General features: G+C 71.9%; 10 protein-coding genes. All 10 read right to left on the bottom strand.

Annotated features, from left to right (window positions below; genetic code table 11):
• Positions 1–14 precede the first annotated feature (14 nt).
• Positions 15–6,401, bottom strand: a complete 6,387-nt coding sequence (locus AC5Y6X_RS10205; protein ID WP_499986300.1) for an SDR family NAD(P)-dependent oxidoreductase — start codon at positions 6,399–6,401, stop codon at positions 15–17.
• An 80-nt stretch (positions 6,402–6,481) separates the two neighbouring features.
• Positions 6,482–7,543: a type III polyketide synthase gene (locus tag AC5Y6X_RS10200; RefSeq protein WP_324677724.1), complete on the bottom strand. Its 1,062-nt coding sequence runs from the start codon at positions 7,541–7,543 to the stop codon at positions 6,482–6,484.
• A gap of 123 nt (positions 7,544–7,666) precedes the next feature.
• Positions 7,667–9,091 carry an argininosuccinate lyase gene (gene argH / locus AC5Y6X_RS10195; protein ID WP_499986296.1) on the bottom strand — a complete coding sequence of 475 codons (1,425 nt, stop codon included), beginning with the start codon at positions 9,089–9,091 and terminating at the stop codon, positions 7,667–7,669.
• Between the two features lie 79 nt (positions 9,092–9,170).
• Positions 9,171–10,367 carry an argininosuccinate synthase gene (locus tag AC5Y6X_RS10190; RefSeq protein WP_499986294.1) on the bottom strand — a complete coding sequence of 399 codons (1,197 nt, stop codon included), beginning with the start codon at positions 10,365–10,367 and terminating at the stop codon, positions 9,171–9,173.
• A 21-nt stretch (positions 10,368–10,388) separates the two neighbouring features.
• A complete protein-coding gene (locus AC5Y6X_RS10185) occupies positions 10,389–10,883 on the bottom strand; it encodes an arginine repressor (RefSeq protein WP_499986292.1) in 495 nt (164 codons plus the stop codon).
• Positions 10,880–11,806, bottom strand: coding sequence for an ornithine carbamoyltransferase (argF, locus tag AC5Y6X_RS10180; RefSeq protein ID WP_499986290.1), 927 nt, complete (start codon positions 11,804–11,806; stop codon positions 10,880–10,882). Before argF ends, AC5Y6X_RS10185 begins: the two co-directional genes overlap by 4 nt.
• Positions 11,799–13,013, bottom strand: a complete 1,215-nt coding sequence (locus AC5Y6X_RS10175; protein WP_499986289.1) for an acetylornithine transaminase — start codon at positions 13,011–13,013, stop codon at positions 11,799–11,801. Before AC5Y6X_RS10175 ends, argF begins: the two co-directional genes overlap by 8 nt.
• Positions 13,010–13,897 carry an acetylglutamate kinase gene (gene argB / locus AC5Y6X_RS10170; protein WP_499986288.1) on the bottom strand — a complete coding sequence of 296 codons (888 nt, stop codon included), beginning with the start codon at positions 13,895–13,897 and terminating at the stop codon, positions 13,010–13,012. The genes AC5Y6X_RS10175 and argB overlap by 4 nt, the downstream gene beginning before the upstream one ends.
• Positions 13,894–15,111 carry a bifunctional glutamate N-acetyltransferase/amino-acid acetyltransferase ArgJ gene (gene argJ, locus AC5Y6X_RS10165; protein ID WP_499986286.1) on the bottom strand — a complete coding sequence of 406 codons (1,218 nt, stop codon included), beginning with the start codon at positions 15,109–15,111 and terminating at the stop codon, positions 13,894–13,896. The genes argB and argJ overlap by 4 nt, the downstream gene beginning before the upstream one ends.
• A complete protein-coding gene (gene argC / locus AC5Y6X_RS10160; protein ID WP_499986285.1) occupies positions 15,108–16,151 on the bottom strand; it encodes an N-acetyl-gamma-glutamyl-phosphate reductase in 1,044 nt (347 codons plus the stop codon). The genes argJ and argC overlap by 4 nt, the downstream gene beginning before the upstream one ends.
• Positions 16,152–16,176: the final 25 nt, after the last annotated feature.

Here is a 16,176-nt window from a genome sequence, read left to right as displayed (position 1 = left end):
GTCGCTCCGTCGTGTTAGGAGCCGAGTTCTTCGTCGAGGATCGCGAAGAGCTGGCTTTCGGTGGCATTTTGGAGGTCCTCGTCGTCGAGGTCGTGCGGCTCGTTGGGGTCGTGGTGGGTGCCGAGGACGGTCAGCAGGGCCTGGATTCGGGCGGCGAGCTGCGTTCTGTCCTCGGGTTTCCAGTCGGGTCGCTCGAGCAGCGCTTGTAGTTCACGAGTGATGTCGTCGAAGCGGTTCATGTTCGGTTCGGCGCCGGTGGTGTCGGCGGCCAGCCGGGTGTCGAGGTGCTCGGCCAGGACGATCGGCGTCGGGTAGTCGAAGATCAGCGTCGGCGAAAGGCTCAGTCCGGTGGCGGTTTTCAGGCGGTTGCGGAGTTCGACGGCGGTCAGCGAGTCGAAACCGAGGTCTTGAAAGACGCTTCCGGCGTTGATGTCCGCGGCGTTCTGGCGGCCCAGCACGGTGGCCGCGTTGCCGCACACCAGTCCGACGAGTTGGTCGTGGCGCTGCTCGGCGGTGAGGCCGCGCAGCCGCGCGACGAGGCTCGTCATCGACGCCGCCGTGGTGTCGGCCTCGTCGATGACGCGCCGGGTGGGCCGGGCGGCCACCAGCTTGCTCAGCAGCGGCGGCAGCGCGGCGCGCTGGTCGGCCAGCGCGGCGGGGTCGACGCGGGCGGCCACCGTCGTGGCGCGGTCGGTGAGCATGGCGTCGTCGAACAGCTGGAGGGCCTGTTCGGTGGACAGCGGCGCGAGCCCGAGCCTGCTCATCCGGGCGATGTCGCGGTCGGCCAGGTGTTGGGTCATCGCGCTGGCCTGCTCCCACAGTCCCCAGGCAACCGACAGCCCGGCCAGCCCGTGGGCCCGCCGATGCGCGGCCAGCCCGTCGAGAAAACTGTTGGCCGCCGCATAGTTGCCCTGCCCCGGGGTCCCCACGATGCCGGCCATCGACGAAAACAGCACAAACGCCGACACATCCAAACCCCGGGTCAGCTCATGCAAATTCCAGGCCCCATCCACCTTGGCCCGCAACACCGCATCCACCCGCTCGCGCGTCAACGACCCGATCAACCCGTCATCGAGCACCCCCGCGGCATGAAACACCCCCCTGAGCGGATATTCGTCCGGCAGCCCCGCGATCAGCGCCGCCACCTGGCCGCGGTCGGCCACATCACAGGCCACCACCGACACCCTCGCCCCGGCGCCTTCGAGCCGGGCCACCAAATCGGATACGTCTTCGCCGCCGGCTCCGCTGCGGCTGGCCAACACCACATGCCCAACCCCATAGCGGGCCACCAAATGCCCGGCCAGCGCCGAACCGGCCATCCCGGTCCCCCCGGTGATCACCACGCTGCCCCCGGCCAGCCCGCCGTCGCATCCACTGAGCAGCGCGCCCGGCCCGTCGGGGACGGTGAGCACCAATTTGCCCGTGTGGCGGGCCTGGCTGATCATGCGGTAGGCGGTCGCGGCGCAGCGCACGTCAAAGGCCTTGACGGGCAACGGCTTCAATGTGCCGTCCGCAAACAGGGCCATCAGCTCGGCGAGCATCGCCGCGGTGCGATCCGGGCCGGCCTCCATCAGGTCGAATGCCCGGTAGTGCACGCCCGGATGCCCGGCTGCCACCGCCTGGGGGTCGCGCAGGTCGGTCTTGCCCATCTCGATGAAGTGCCCGCCGCCGGCCAGCAACCGCAGCGACGCGTCGATGAACTCCCCGGCCAGCGAGTTGAGCACCACATCCACCCCGGCCCCGCCCGTGGTCCCCAGAAACTTCTGCTCGAACTCCAACGTACGCGAGTCCCCGATGTGGTCGTCGTCAAAACCCATCGCCCGCAACGTGTCCCACTTGCCGCGGCTGGCGGTGACGAAGACCTCCGCCCCCCAATGACGGGCCAGCTGCACCGCCGCCATGCCCACCCCGCCGGTGCCCGCATGCACCAACACCTTCTGGCCCGCCGTGACGCCGGCCAGCACCGACAACCCGTACAGCGCGGTCAAAAACACCACCGGCACACCGGCGGCCCGCACCGGCGACCAGCCCGCCGGCACCGCGGTCACCAGCCGGGCATCCACCACCGCCTCGGAGCCCACCACCCCCAACAGCCCCAGCACCGCGTCGCCGACCGCGAGCCCGGTCACGCCGTCGCCGACCTCGACGACCACCCCGGCACCCTCGACGCCGATCTCGCCGCCGCCGGGGTACATTCCCAACGCCACCAGCACATCCCGGAAGTTCACCCCCGCCGCGGCCACCGCCACCCGCACCTGCCCGGCCGCCAACTCCCCCCGCGGGCACGACCGCACCACCAGGTCCTCCAACGTGCCCCCGCCGCCCGCGGTCATCCGCCACGCGCCGGCCGGCAGTTGCGGCGCGCCCACGGTCGACAACCGGGCTGCATGGGCGACGCCGGAGCGCACCACCAATTGTGGTTCGCCGCAGCCGATCACGTCGCAGGGGTCGATCGACCCGTCCGAGTCCACCAGGACCACCCGTCCCGGATGCTCGGCCTGCGCCGAGCGCACCAGCCCCCACACCGCCGCACCGGCCAAATCCTCGACGCCCTCACCGGGCAGCCCCACCGCCCCGTGAGTCACCACGACCAGCATCCCGGAACCCTCACCGGCCAGAAACGACTGCAACGCTCCCAGCGCCTCGTGCGTGGCCGCATACACCGACCCGACATCGGTGCCCGCGCCCGGCCGCCACACCACCACGTCGTCGCCGCGAACGGCGTTGGGCTGCAACGGCACCGGCGACCAGGTCACCTCGAACAGCCCGCCACCGCCCCGAGGCCCAGCCGGCGCCGACAACTGCGCCACCGAGACCGGGCGAACCACCAGCTCGCGCACCGACAGGACCGGCAGGCCCGCACCGTCGGCCAGGTCCACCGACACCGCCGCCACGCCCACCGGTGCGATCCGGACTCGCGCCCGCGACGCGCCCGCGGCGTGCAAACACACGCCCTGCCAGGAAAACGGCAACATCGTCTCGGCCTGTTCGCCGGCCACGCCCATCGCGTGCAACGCCGCGTCCAGCAGCACCGGGTGAATCCCGAAACCGCCGACCTCCGTTCCGGCGGCCTCCGGGACGGCGACCTCGGCGAAGACCTCGTTGCCGCGCTGCCACATCGCCCGCAAGCCTTGAAATGCCGGGCCGTACTCATAGCCCCGCTCGGCGAGTCGCTCGTAGGCGCCGGCGACGTCCATCGCCGTCGCCCCCACCGGCGGCCACACCGACATGTCCGCGGCCGGCCGCACGGTGCCGGCGCTCAACACGCCCTCGGCGTGCAACACCCATTCCGAACCGGGCTCGGCACCAAGCGAATACACCGATACGGTCCGGTCCCCTGAACCGGACGCGGCGCCCACCACCACCTGTACCTGCGCCCCGTCACGCAGCGGCAGCGGCGCCGACAGCGTCAGCTCCTCCACCACGGTGCAGCCGACCTCGTCGCCGGCCCGCAACACCAGCTCCACGAAGCCCGCGCCCGGGAACAACACCGTCCCGGCCACCGCGTGATCGGCCAACCACGGTTGGGCGGCCGTCGAGAGCCGGCCGGTGAGCACCACCCCGCCCGAGTCGGGTCGCTGGACCACCGCGCCCAGCAGGCCGTGTTCGGCCCCCGCCAAACCCAGGCCGCCCACGTCCGCGGCAGCGGCGCCGGAGTCCGGCAGCCAAAACCGTTGGCGCTGAAAGGCATACGTCGGCAACGGCACCTGGCAGCCACCGGTGAACGCCGCCCGCCAGTTCACCGCCACGCCCGCGGCGTGGGCCTGACCCGCCGACAGCCAAAACCGGTCCAGCCCGCCGTCGTCGCGGCCCAGCGACGGAACGACGACGGCGTCGCCGCCGTGCGGGGCGTCACCGGCCAGGGTCTCCTCGATGCCGGCGATCAGCACCGGATGCGGGCTGGATTCGATGAACACCCGATGCCCGGCGTCGCGGGCGCCGCGCACCGCGCGCTCGAACTGCACGGTCTGCCGGATGCTCCGGTACCAGTACTCGGCGTCCAAACCGGCGGTGTCCATCGGCCCACCGGTGACCGTCGAGAAGAACGCCACCGGGGACGAGTGCGGCTCGATGCCACTCAGCGCCCGGGCAAGCGGCTCACGGATCGCATCCACCTGCGCCGAGTGCGAGGCGTAGTCGACGTCGATCCTGCGGGCCCGCACACCCTCGGCCTCGCAGCGCCGAATCAGTTCCTCCAGCGCGGCCACCTCACCGGAGACGACGACGGCCGAAACACCGTTGACGGCAGCGACATTGAGGCGGCCGGCCGATCGCTCCAGCAACTCGTGCGCCCTCGGCAGCCCACACGCCAGGGAGACCATTCCCCCGGCCCCGGACAACCGCACCAGCAGCCGGCTGCGCAGCGCCACCACCCGGGCGGCGTCCTCGAGCGACAACGCCCCCGCCACGTACGCCGCCGCGATCTCGCCCTGGGAGTGGCCGATCACCGCGTCGGGGCGCACGCCCACCGACCGCCACAGCTCGGCCAGCGACACCATCACCGCCCACAGGACCGGCTGCACCACATCGACGCGGTCGAGCCCCGGCGCGCCCGCCGCGCCGCGGATGACGTCGATCAGGGACCATTCCACGTGCTCGCCGAGCGCCTTGTCGCATTGGTGCATCTGGTCGGCGAATACCCTTGACGTGTCGAGCAATTGGGCCCCCATGCCGGCCCATTGCGAGCCCTGCCCGGGAAAGACGAACACCGTCCGGTCCACCCCGCGCGCCCGCCCCGCGACGACGTTCGCGCCGGGATCGCCGGCCGCCAGCCCGGCCAGCCCGGCCATCAGCTGCTCACGGTCGCCCACCACCACCGCCCGGTGCTCGAACACCGACCGCGTCGACACCAGCGACCAGCCCACGTCGGCCGCATCGAGGTCCGGGTCGGCGGCGACGTGCGCCAAGAGCCGCTCCGCCTGCTCGGCCAACGCCTCGGCCGAACGGGCCGACAACACCCACGGAACCGCCGGCATGTCGCTATCACCCGAAGCGCCAAGGCCGTCCGGAGCCGGCGGCGGGGCTTCCTCCAGGATCACGTGCGCGTTCGTCCCGCTGATCCCGAACGACGACACGCCGGCCCGCCGCGGCCGGCTCTGCGCGGGCCAGGACCGCGGCTCCGTCAACAACGAGACCGCGCCCGCCGACCAATCCACGTGCGGCGTCGGCACATCCACGTGCAGGGTGCGCGGCATCAGGCCGTGCCGGATCGCCTGCACCATCTTGATCACCCCGGCCACGCCCGCGGCGGCCGACGTGTGTCCCATGTTCGACTTGATCGAGCCCAACCACAGCGGCCGATCCGCGGGGCGGTCCTGCCCGTAGGTCGCCAGAAGCGCTTGGGCCTCAATCGGATCGCCCAACGTGGTGCCCGTCCCGTGGCCCTCCACCAGGTCCACGTCGGCCGCGCTCAACCGCGCGTTGGCCAGCGCGGCCCGCACCACCCGCTGCTGCGCCGGCCCGTTCGGGGTCGCCAGACCGTTGGACGCGCCATCCTGGTTGACCGCCGAGCCGCGCACCACCGCGAGCACCGGATGCCCTGTCCGCCGCGCATCGGCCAACCGCTGCAGCACCAAAACCCCGACACCCTCGGAGAAACCGGTTCCGTCGGCCGCGCCGGCGTAGGCCTTGCACCGCCCGTCGGCGGCCAGCGCGCGCTGCCGACTGAACTCGATGAACATCGCCGGGGTGGCCATCACCGTCACCCCGCCGACCAACGCCACGTCGCACTCGCCCGCCCGCAACGAGCGCGCCGCCAGGTGCAGCGCCACCAACGACGACGAACACGCCGTATCCACCGACACGGCAGGGCCTTCCAGGCCCAGCGAGTACGCGACCCGCCCAGAGGCCACGCTCAGCGTCGAACCGCGCAACCCGTATCGCTCCAGGTCTCCGGGCACCCGCCCCTGGCCGCCGTACGAACCGTGGAATATCCCGGCGAACACGCCCGTCATCGAACCCCGCAGCGTCGACGGGTCAATCCCGGCCCGCTCCAACGCTTCCCACGACACCTCCAGCAGCAAGCGCTGCTGCGGATCCATCGCGAGCGCCTCGCTAGGCGCGATGCCGAAGAACGCGGCATCGAAATCGGCTGCGTCCGAAAGGAACCCCCCGCAGCGGGCGTACGACTTTCCGATCGCGTCAGGATCGGGATCGAACAGGCCGCCGAGATCCCAGCCACGGTCGGCCGGGAAATCGGACACGACGTCGCGGCCTTCGACCACCATCTCCCACAGGGCCTCCGGGGAGTCCACCCCGCCCGGATACCGGCACGCCATCCCCACCACCGCGATCGGGTCGTTCGCCGCGGCCAGCTGCTCGCGGTTCTCCCGCTTCAGCCGCTCGTTTTCCTTCAGCGACGCGCGCAGGGCCCTGACAAGCTCGTCCTGGCTGCTGTTCATGCGACCCACGCAAAACCCTTCATCGCCGCGATCCCAATATGGCGATGCCTAACCGACGAGCAGGAATCCACGGGCGCGCATCAGTGCCAACGCAACAACACGAGTTCGGAGCAGAAGCCGGGCCCCATTGCGATCATCAGCCCGGCGCTCTCGCTGGGCGGCGGTTTGGCGAGGGTGTCGCGCAGCACGTGCAGCACCGATGCGGAGCTGAGGTTGCCGATCTCGCCAAGCGAGCGCCAGGTCAGCTCGAGCGCCTCGGGCGCCAGGTCGAGGCTCGCGTTGATCGCCTCGATGACCTTGGGGCCGCCGGGGTGGCTGACAAAGGCGCCGATGTCGGTGGTGGTCAGGTCGTGCGCCCCCAGAAACTGCGTGACGTCGTCCTCGATGTACTGCTCCACGACGGCCGCGACGTCCTTCGACAGCACCAGCTCGAACCCCGTCGTGCCGATGTCGTAGCCCATGGTGCGCAGCGAGTCGGGATACAGGTGGCTGCGGGAGTCGAGGATGTCGGGCCCGCCGGCGCCCACCCGTTCGGCGCGCCGCTCCCCGACCGCGACCACCGCGCCGGCGCCGTCAGCAAACAACGCGCTGCCGACCAGACCGGCCAGCGACGGCTTGTATCCGGGGTAGGTCAGCGAGCAGAGCTCGACCGAAACCAGCGCCGCGACCCCGTCCGGCGCGCCGCGCAGGTAGTCGTTCAGCCGGGCCACCCCTGCGGCCCCGGCCACGCAGCCCAGGCCGAACAGCGGCACCCGCCGCACGTCGTCGCGCAGCCCGAGCCGCCCCGCGATCCGGGCGTCCAGCGACGGCACCGCCAGCCCGGTGACCGTCGTCGTGACGAGCACGTCGAGGTCCTGCGGCCGCAGGCCGGCCTCGTCCAGCGCGCCGGACAGCGCCTCACAGCCCAGGTCGACGGCGTTTTCGATGAAGATCCGGTTCGCCTGGCCGAAGTCGGTCAGCGCCGGGTACCGCTCCAGCGGCAGGACCAGGTGCCGGCTGTTGACCTTGGCGCTGGCGTGCAGCTGCCGGACGATGTCCTCGTACCCCTCGAACTCCGGAATGCTGACGAAGAAGTCGGTGAGCTCCCGCTGGGGATACCGATACGGCGGCAACGCACCGGAAACACCTGCGATGACGCTCATCGGTCCCACCCCTTGGTAACGAACGTCCGGGCCGAGAGGTTCACCCGGACTGCATAGCTGAGGGCAGCTTAGTCGGCTCGCAAATTGACGGCAAAGAAACGGCGGATCCCGTTCAGGTCCCGTTCAGGCCGCCGACTGCTGCCGCAGCCGCTCGTTCAGCCGCTCGCAGCTGGCCAGGACCGCGTCGAGTTGGTCGGCGACCCGGGTCGGCGCGGTGCCACCCCTGGCGTCGCGCGCCGCCACCGAGCCCTCGATCGTCAAAACCTCCCTGACCTGCGGCGTCAGGTCGGCGCTGATGGCGGCCAGCTCGTCGTCGGTCAGCTCCTCGAGCCCGACGCCGCGCGCCTCGGCCGCGCGCACCGCGGCGCCGGCGGCCTCGTGCGCGGAACGGAACGGAACCCCTTGGCGCACAAGCCATTCGGCGATATCGGTGGCCAGCGTGTACCCGGCCGGGGCCAGGGCGGCCATCCGCTCGACGTTGAACGTCAGGCTGCCCACCAGCCCCGCCATCGCCGGCAGCAGCAGCTCCAGCTGGGCCACCGAGTCGAACACCGGTTCCTTGTCCTCCTGCAGGTCACGGTTGTAGGCCAGCGGCTGGGCCTTCAGGGTCGCCAGCAGCCCGGCCAGGTTTCCGATCAGCCGCCCCGACTTGCCGCGGGCCAGCTCGGCGATGTCGGGGTTCTTCTTCTGCGGCATGATCGAGCTGCCGGTGGACCACGAATCGTGCAGCGTGACGTAGCCGAACTCCGTCGAGCTCCAGATGATGATGTCCTCGGCCAGCCGGGACAGGTCAACAGCGATCATCGCGAACACGAACGCGGCCTCCGCGGCGAAATCCCGGGCCGCGGTCGCGTCCACGGAGTTGTCGGCGGCGGCGGCGAAACCCAGGTCGGCGGCGATCGCGTCGGGGTCCAGGCCCAACGACGACCCGGCCAGCGCGCCGGCCCCGTACGGCGACACCGCCGCGCGCTTGTCGAAGTCGACGATCCGGTCCACGTCACGCAGCAGGGGGTGCGCGTGCGCCAGCAGGTGGTGGGCCAGCAGGATCGGCTGGGCCGACTGCAGGTGGGTCTTGCCGGGCATGATGGCCCTCGGGTGGGCGGCGGCCTGGGCGGCCAGCGCCGCCACCACGTCGAGCGCCCCGGCGGCGACCCGGCGCACCGCGTCGCGCAGCCACATCCGGAACAGCGTGGCCACCTGATCGTTGCGCGACCGGCCGGCCCGCAGCCGCCCGCCCAGGTCGGGTCCCACCCGGTCGATCAGCCCGCGCTCCAGGGCGGCGTGCACGTCCTCGTCGCTGACCAGTGGGGTGAAGCTGCCGTCGGCCACGTCCTGGGCGAGGCTGTCCAGCCCGGCCAGCAGCCCGTCGCGCTGCTCCTCGGTGAGCAGCCCGGCCCGGAACAGCACGATGGTGTGGGCCCGAGACGCGGTGATGTCGTAGGGCGCCAGCACCCAGTCGAAGTGGGTGGACTTGCTCAGCGCGGCCAGCGCGTCGGACGGGCCGTCGGCGAACCGCCCGCCCCACAGCGACCCCTCGCGCGTGCTCACTTTTCTCCGGCGAGCAGACGCAAATGCACCGTTTTGCCCGGCGTGTCGGGGGCTTTTGTGTCTGCTCGCGGGGAAAGGGTCACTGCTGGTCCCGCCGGGCGGCGATCTTCGACGACAACCCGTGCACGTACACGAACCCCTTCGCGGCCGACTGGTCGAAGCAGTCGCCCTCGTCGTAGGTGGCCAGGTTGAAGTCGTACAGGGATTCGTCGCTGCGGCGGCCGTTGACCGCAATGTGCCCGCCGTGCAACACCATTCGGATCTCACCGGAGACGTGCTCCTGCGTCTTGGCGACGAAGCTCTCCAGCGCGACCTTGAGCGGCGAGTACCACAGCCCGTCGTACACCAGCTCGGCCCAGCGCTGGTCGGTGTGCCGCTTGAAGCGGCCCAGCTCGCGCTCGAGGGTGACGTGCTCGAGCTCGGTGTGGGCGGTGACGAGCACCATCGCCCCGGGCGCCTCGTAGATTTCGCGGCTCTTGATGCCGACCAGCCGGTCCTCGACGACGTCCAGGCGCCCCACGCCCTGCGCGCCGGCGCGGGCGTTGAGCTCCTGGATCGCCTGCAGCATCGAGACCGGCCGGCCGTCGATGGACACCGGCGCGCCGCGCTCGAACCCGACGATCACCTCGTCGGGCGGGCTCCAGGTCACGGTGGGGTCCTCGGTGTAGGCGTAGACGTCCTTGGTGGGCGCGTTCCAAAGGTGTTCCAGGAAGCCGGTTTCCACCGCGCGGCCCCACACGTTCTGGTCGATGGAGAACGGCGACCGCTTGGTGACGTTGATCGGGATGGCGTTCTCCTCGGCGAACGCGATCGCCTTCTCCCGCGTCCACGCGTAGTCGCGCACCGGCGCCAGCACCTCCAAATCCGGTGCCAGCGAAGCGAATCCGACCTCGAACCGGACCTGGTCGTTGCCCTTGCCGGTGCAGCCGTGCGCGACGATGCCGCCGCCGTGCTCGCGCGCGGCCGCGACCAGGTGCTTGACGATCAGCGGCCGGCTGATCGCGGACACCAACGGGTAGCGGTCCATGTACAGCGCGTTGTTCAGCACGGTGGGCAGGCAGTACTCATCGGCGAATTCGTCGCGGGCATCTACCACCACCGCCTCGACGGCGCCGCAGTCCAGCGCCCGCTGGCGGATGACCTCCATGTCCTCGCCGCCCTGGCCGAGGTCGATCGCCACCGCCACGACCTCGCGGCCGGTCTCCTTGCCGATCCAGCTGATCGCCACCGAGGTGTCCAGGCCGCCCGAATACGCCAGGATGACGCGTTCCGACATGACTCTCCTTTATTCGAGCCTTTACTTGAGGCTTTCCAGTGTGGCGGCCAGCTCGGCGCCGGTCATCGGCTCCCGGGCCGCCACGAAGAGGGTGTCGTCGCCGGCGATGGTGCCGACGACGTACGGTAGCGCCGCGCGGTCGATCGCGCTGGCCAAGTAGTCGGCCGCGCCGGGCGGGGTGCGCAGCACCGCCAGGTTCGCGCTGGAGTCGGCGGACACCAGCAGCTCGCCCAGCAGCCGGGACAGCCGCGCCGTGCCGCCGGACACCCCGCGCACCGGGCTGCCGTCCTCGGGGACGACGTAGACGCCGACGCCGCCGTCGGCGCCGCGCAGCTTCACCGCGCCCAGCTCCTCGAGGTCGCGCGACAGCGTCGCCTGGGTGACGTCGATGCCCTCACCGGCCAGCCGGGCCGCCAGCTCGCTCTGGCTGCTGATCGGCTCCGACGACAGGATGGCCACGATGCGGGCCTGCCGGCCGGCCCGGGTGGTCTCCGGTGTGGGCTTCGAGCGGGTCATCGGGATCGCTCCAAAAGCCACACCAGCAGCGCCTTCTGCGCGTGCAGCCGGTTCTCGGCCTCGTCCCACACCGCGCTGCGCGGCCCGTCCATCACCTCGTCGGTGATCTCGTGCCCGCGATGGGCCGGAAGGCAATGCAGCACAATCGCTTCCGAGTCCGCCAGCCCGACGAGCCGCGCGTTGACCTGGAACGGCCGGAACGGCGCGACCCGGTCCAGCCCGTCGCCCTCCTGCCCCATCGACGTCCAGGTGTCGGTCACCAGGACGTCGGCGCCCGCGGCGGCCGCCTCGGCGTCGGCGGTGACCAGCACCGACGCGCCGGTGGCACGCGCGCGCCGCTCGGCGGCGGCCACCACCGCCGGGTCGGGCGCGAAGCCGTCCGGCGCGGCGACGGTGACGTGGACGCCGGCGGTGACGGCGCCGAGCATCAGCGAATGGGCCATGTTGTTGGCGCCGTCGCCGAAGTAGGACAGCCGGACCCCGCGCAGTGTCCCCTTGCGTTCGGCGATGGTCTGCAGGTCGGCCAGCACCTGGCAGGGATGGAACTCGTCGGACAGCGCGTTGACCACGGGCACCGTCGCGGTCGAGGCCATGCCGTCGAGCCGGTCCTGCCCGAACGTCCGCCACACGATGGCGTCGACGTAGCGCGACAGCACCCGGGCGGTGTCCTGCAGGGTCTCGTCGCGGCCCAGCTGGGTGCTGCCGGTGTCGACGACGACGGCGTGCCCGCCGAGCTGCGCGACGCCCACCTCGAACGAGAACCGGGTGCGGGTGGAGTTCTTGTCGAACAGCACCGCGACGCCGCGGGGCCCCTCCAGCGGGCGACGGCCGAACGGGTCCTTCTTCAGTTCGGCGGCCAGCTGCAGCACCTCGGCCTGCTCGGCGGGTGAGAGGTCGTCGTCGCGCAGGAAGTGCCTAGGCATCGACGGCCTCGTCTCTGGAAGCATGGTCGAGGATGGTCGGCAGCGCGGCGACGAAGCCGTCGATCTGGGCCTCGGTGACGATCAGCGGCGGCGCCAGCCGGATGACGTCGGGCGCGGCGGCGTTGACCAGGAATCCCGCGTCGCGGGCGGCCGCCTCGGCGTGCTTGGCGCGCTCGGCGGTCAGCACGATGCCCAACAGCAGCCCGCGGCCGCGCACCTGGCCGATCAGCGGGTGGCCCAGCCCTTCGATGCCGTGGCGCACCGACTTGCCCAGCACCTCGGCGCGCCGGACCAGGTCGTCGGCCGCCAGCACGCGCAGCACCGCCAGCGCCGCCGCGGCGCAGACCGGGTTGCCGCCGAAGGTGCTGCCGTGCAGGCCCGGCGTCAGCAGCTCCGCCGCCGCCCCGACGGCCAGGCACGCCCCGATCGGCAGCCCGCCGCCGAGGCCCTTGGCCAGGGTCACCACGTCGGGGGTGATGCCGTCGTGCTGGTGGGCGAAAAAGGCGCCGGTGCGGCCCATCCCGGTCTGCACCTCGTCGAGCACCAGCAGCGCGCCGTGCCGGGCGGTGATCTCGCGGGCGGCCGCGAGGTAGCCCTCGGGCGGGACGACGACGCCGCCCTCCCCCATGATCGGTTCCAGGAACACCGCGGCGGTGTCGTCGCCGACCGCGGCGGCCAGCGCGCCGGCGTCCCCGTACGGGACGTGGGTGACCTCACCGGGCAGCGGCGCGAACGGCGCCTGCTTGCTCGGCTGCCCGGTCAGCGCCAGCGAGCCCATCGTCCGGCCGTGGAAAGCCCCCTGCGCCGCAACGAGTTTCGTGCGCCCGGTGAGCCGGGACAGCTTGAACGCCATCTCGTTGGCCTCGGTGCCGGAGTTGCAGAAGAACGCCCGCGCCGGCGCGCCGTTTTCGTCGGACGCGCCCAGCAGCCCGACCAGCTCCTCGGCCAGCGCGATGGCCGGTTCGGTGGCGTACAGGTTGGACGTGTGGCCCAGCGTCGCCATCTGGTGCGTGACGGCCTCGACGACTGCGGGGTGGCGATGGCCCAGCACGTTGACCGCGATGCCGCCGAGCAGGTCCAGGTAGGCCCTGCCGTCGACGTCGGTGACGATGGCGCCGTCCCCGCTGGCCAACGCGACCGCCGGGGTGCCGTAGTTGTGCATCATCACGGCTTCCCACCGCCGGCGCAGAGCTTCGGTGTGGGTCATGCGGGCACCACCTTGGTGCCGGTGCCCGCGTCGGTGAACAACTCCACCAGCACGCAGTGCTCGACCCGGCCGTCGATGACGTGCGCGCTGGGCACGCCCGCGGTGACCGCCCGCAGGCACGCCTCCACCTTCGGGATCATGCCCGCCTCCAGCGTGGGCAGCAGCTGCGCCAGTGTGCCGGCGTCGATCTCGCTGACCAGCGAATCCCGGTCGGGCCATTTGGTGTACAGGCCTTCGACATCGGTGAGCATCAACAGCTTCTCGGCGCCCAGGGCTTCGGCCAGCGCCGCCGCGGCGGTGTCGGCGTTGATGTTGTGCACCACCCCGTCGGCGTCCGGCGCGAGCGTCGACACCACCGGAATGCGCCGCGCCGCAATCAGATCCAGCACCGCGGCGGTGTTGACCTGGTCGACGTCGCCCACCAGGCCGATGTCGGTGGCCACGCCGTCGACGGTGACGCTGCGCCGCACGGCGGTGAACAGTTGCGCGTCCTCGCCGGTGATGCCGACGGCGTAGGGCCCGTGCGCGTTGATCAGGTTGACCAGTTCGCGGCCCACCTGTCCGAACAGCACCATCCGCGCCACGTCGAGCACTTCCGGTGTGGTGACCCGGAATCCGCCCTTGAAGTCGCCCTCGATGCCGAGGCGGCGCAGCATGGCGGTGATCTGCGGCCCGCCGCCGTGCACGACGACGGGGTGGATGCCGCAGTTGCGCAGGAAGGCCATGTCGGCGGCGAACGCGTGCCGCAGCGCGTCGTCGGTCATCGCGTTGCCGCCATACTTGATCACGACGATCTTGCCGTGCAGCTGCTTGAGCCACGGCAGGGCTTCGGCCAGCACCTGCGCCTTGACCCCGGTGCTCAACTCGTCGACGTTCAGGGTCATGAGCTGTAGGCCGAGTTCTCTTCGACGTAGCCGTGCGACAGGTCGGTGGTGCGGATCGCGGCGGTGGCGTCCCCCAGGCCGAGGTCGACGGTGATGTCGATGTCGGCGCCCGACAGATCCACCTCGCGCGCGCCCGGAGCCCCGACCCCGTCGACGCACACCGCAAACCCGTTGAACGACACGGCGATTCGATCGGGTTCGACGGTGACCCCCGGCGCCAGGCCGACGGCCGCGACCACCCGGCCCCAGTTGGGGTCCGACCCGAACATCGCGGTCTTGACCAGGCTGTCGCGGGCGATCGCCCGGGCGGCCGCCACCGCCTCGTCCTCGGAGGCCGCCCCGGTCACCGTCACGGTGACGCGTTTGGTGACGCCCTCGGCGTCGGCCTGCAGCTGCGCGCACAGGTCGTCGCAGACCCGCAGTACCGCATCGTCGAGATCGGTTTGGGCCGGGGCGATCCCGCTGGCACCCGACGCCAGCAGCAGCACGGTGTCGTTGGTGGAGCAGCAGCCGTCGATGTCCAGCCGGTCGAACGTGCGCGCCGCGGCGCGGCGCAACGCCGTGTCGAGCGCCGCCGGGTCGGCGACGGCGTCGGTGCTGAGCACGCACAGCATGGTCGCCAGCGACGGTGCCAGCATGCCCGCGCCCTTGGCCATCCCGCCGACCGTCCAGTTGTTCCGATGGTGCAACGCAACCTGTTTGGGCACGGTGTCGGTGGTCATGATGGCCTGCGCGGCGTCCTCGCCGCCGGACAGCCCGCCGGCCATCTCGTGCACGATCTGGCGGACGCCGGCCAGCACCCTGTCCATCGGCAGCCGGTCGCCGATCAGCCCGGTGGAGCAGACCGCGACCTCGATGGCCCCGGTCTCGGTCCCCCAGTCCGACAACGCCGCGGCCACCGCCTCCGCGGTGGCGTGGGCGTCCTGGAAGCCGCCCGGCCCGGTGCACGCGTTGGCGCCCCCGGAGTTGAGGATCACCGCGCGCAGCGCCCCGGTGGTCAGCACCTGCTGGGTCCACAGCACCGGCGGGGCCTTGACCCGGTTGCGGGTGAACACCCCGGCGGCCGAGTAGTCGGGTCCCTCGTTGAAGACCAGCGCGAGGTCGCGGGCCCCCGACGCCTTGATGCCGGCGGCGATGCCGGCCGCGCGGAACCCGGCCGGGGCGGTGACGCCCTGCTCGCGCAGCAGCCGCGCGGCCGCTGCCGTCGACGTCACGGCGCCACTCCGACCGTCGAAAGGCCCTCCGCCTCCGGCCAACCCAGCGCCAGGTTCATCGACTGCACCGCGGCGCCCGAGGTGCCCTTGACCAGGTTGTCGATCGCGGCGATCGCGACGAACGTCTCGGCGGCCTCGTCCACCGCGACGGCGACGTGCGCGGCGTTGCTGCCGATCACCGAACCGGTGCGGGGCAGCTGCCCGTCGGGCATCAGGTAGACGAAAGGCTCTGCGTCGTAAAACTTTTCGTAGGCGGCCCGCAGTTGGGACAGCGGGGAGCGGGTGCGCGCGGTGCAGGTCGCCAGGATGCCGCGCGAGGTCGGGATGAGCACCGGCGTGAACGACACCGTCACGTCGCGGTCGGTGACGGCGCGCAGCCCCTGCGCGATCTCGGGCGTGTGCCGGTGGGCGCCGGCGATGTTGTAGGCCCGCGCCGACCCGATGACCTCCGAGCCGAGCAGGTCGGCCTTGGCCGCGCGGCCGGCCCCGGAGGTGCCGCTGACCGCGACCACCGTGACGGCGGGTTCCACCAGGTCCTCGGCCACCGCGGGCAGCAGCGCCAGCAGCGCCGCGGTCGGGTAGCAGCCCGGCACCGCGATGCGGCGGGCGCCGCGCAGCCGCTCCCGCGCGCCGGGCAGCTCCGGCAGCCCGTACGGCCAGCTGCCGGCGTGCGGGGAGCCGTAGAACCGCTCCCACGCGGCGGCGTCGTCGAGCCGGAAGTCCGCGCCGCAGTCGATGATCAGGGTGTCCGGGCCGAGCCGTTCGGCCAGCGCGGCCGAATTCCCGTGCGGCAGGGCCAGGAACACCACGTCATGGCCGCTCAGCACGCCGAGCTCGGTGGGCTCGAGCACCCGCTGCGCCAGCGGCGTCAGGTGCGGATGGTGCTCGGCCAGCGTGCTGCCGGCGCTGGCCGCGGCGGTCACCGAACCGATGGCGAGCCGGCCGTCGGCGCAGGCGGGATGGCCCAGCAGCAGGCGCAGGATCTCGCCGCCCGCGTAGCCGCTGGCCCCGGCGACCGCCACCCTCAGTACGTCGGCCATTCCGGCAATTCTGCATGGTTATGCA

This window comes from Mycobacterium sp. NGS26, from assembly GCF_059813025.1.
The sequence above is the reverse complement of the archived record's forward strand: the minus strand, read 5'-3'. Positions and strand labels throughout refer to the sequence as shown.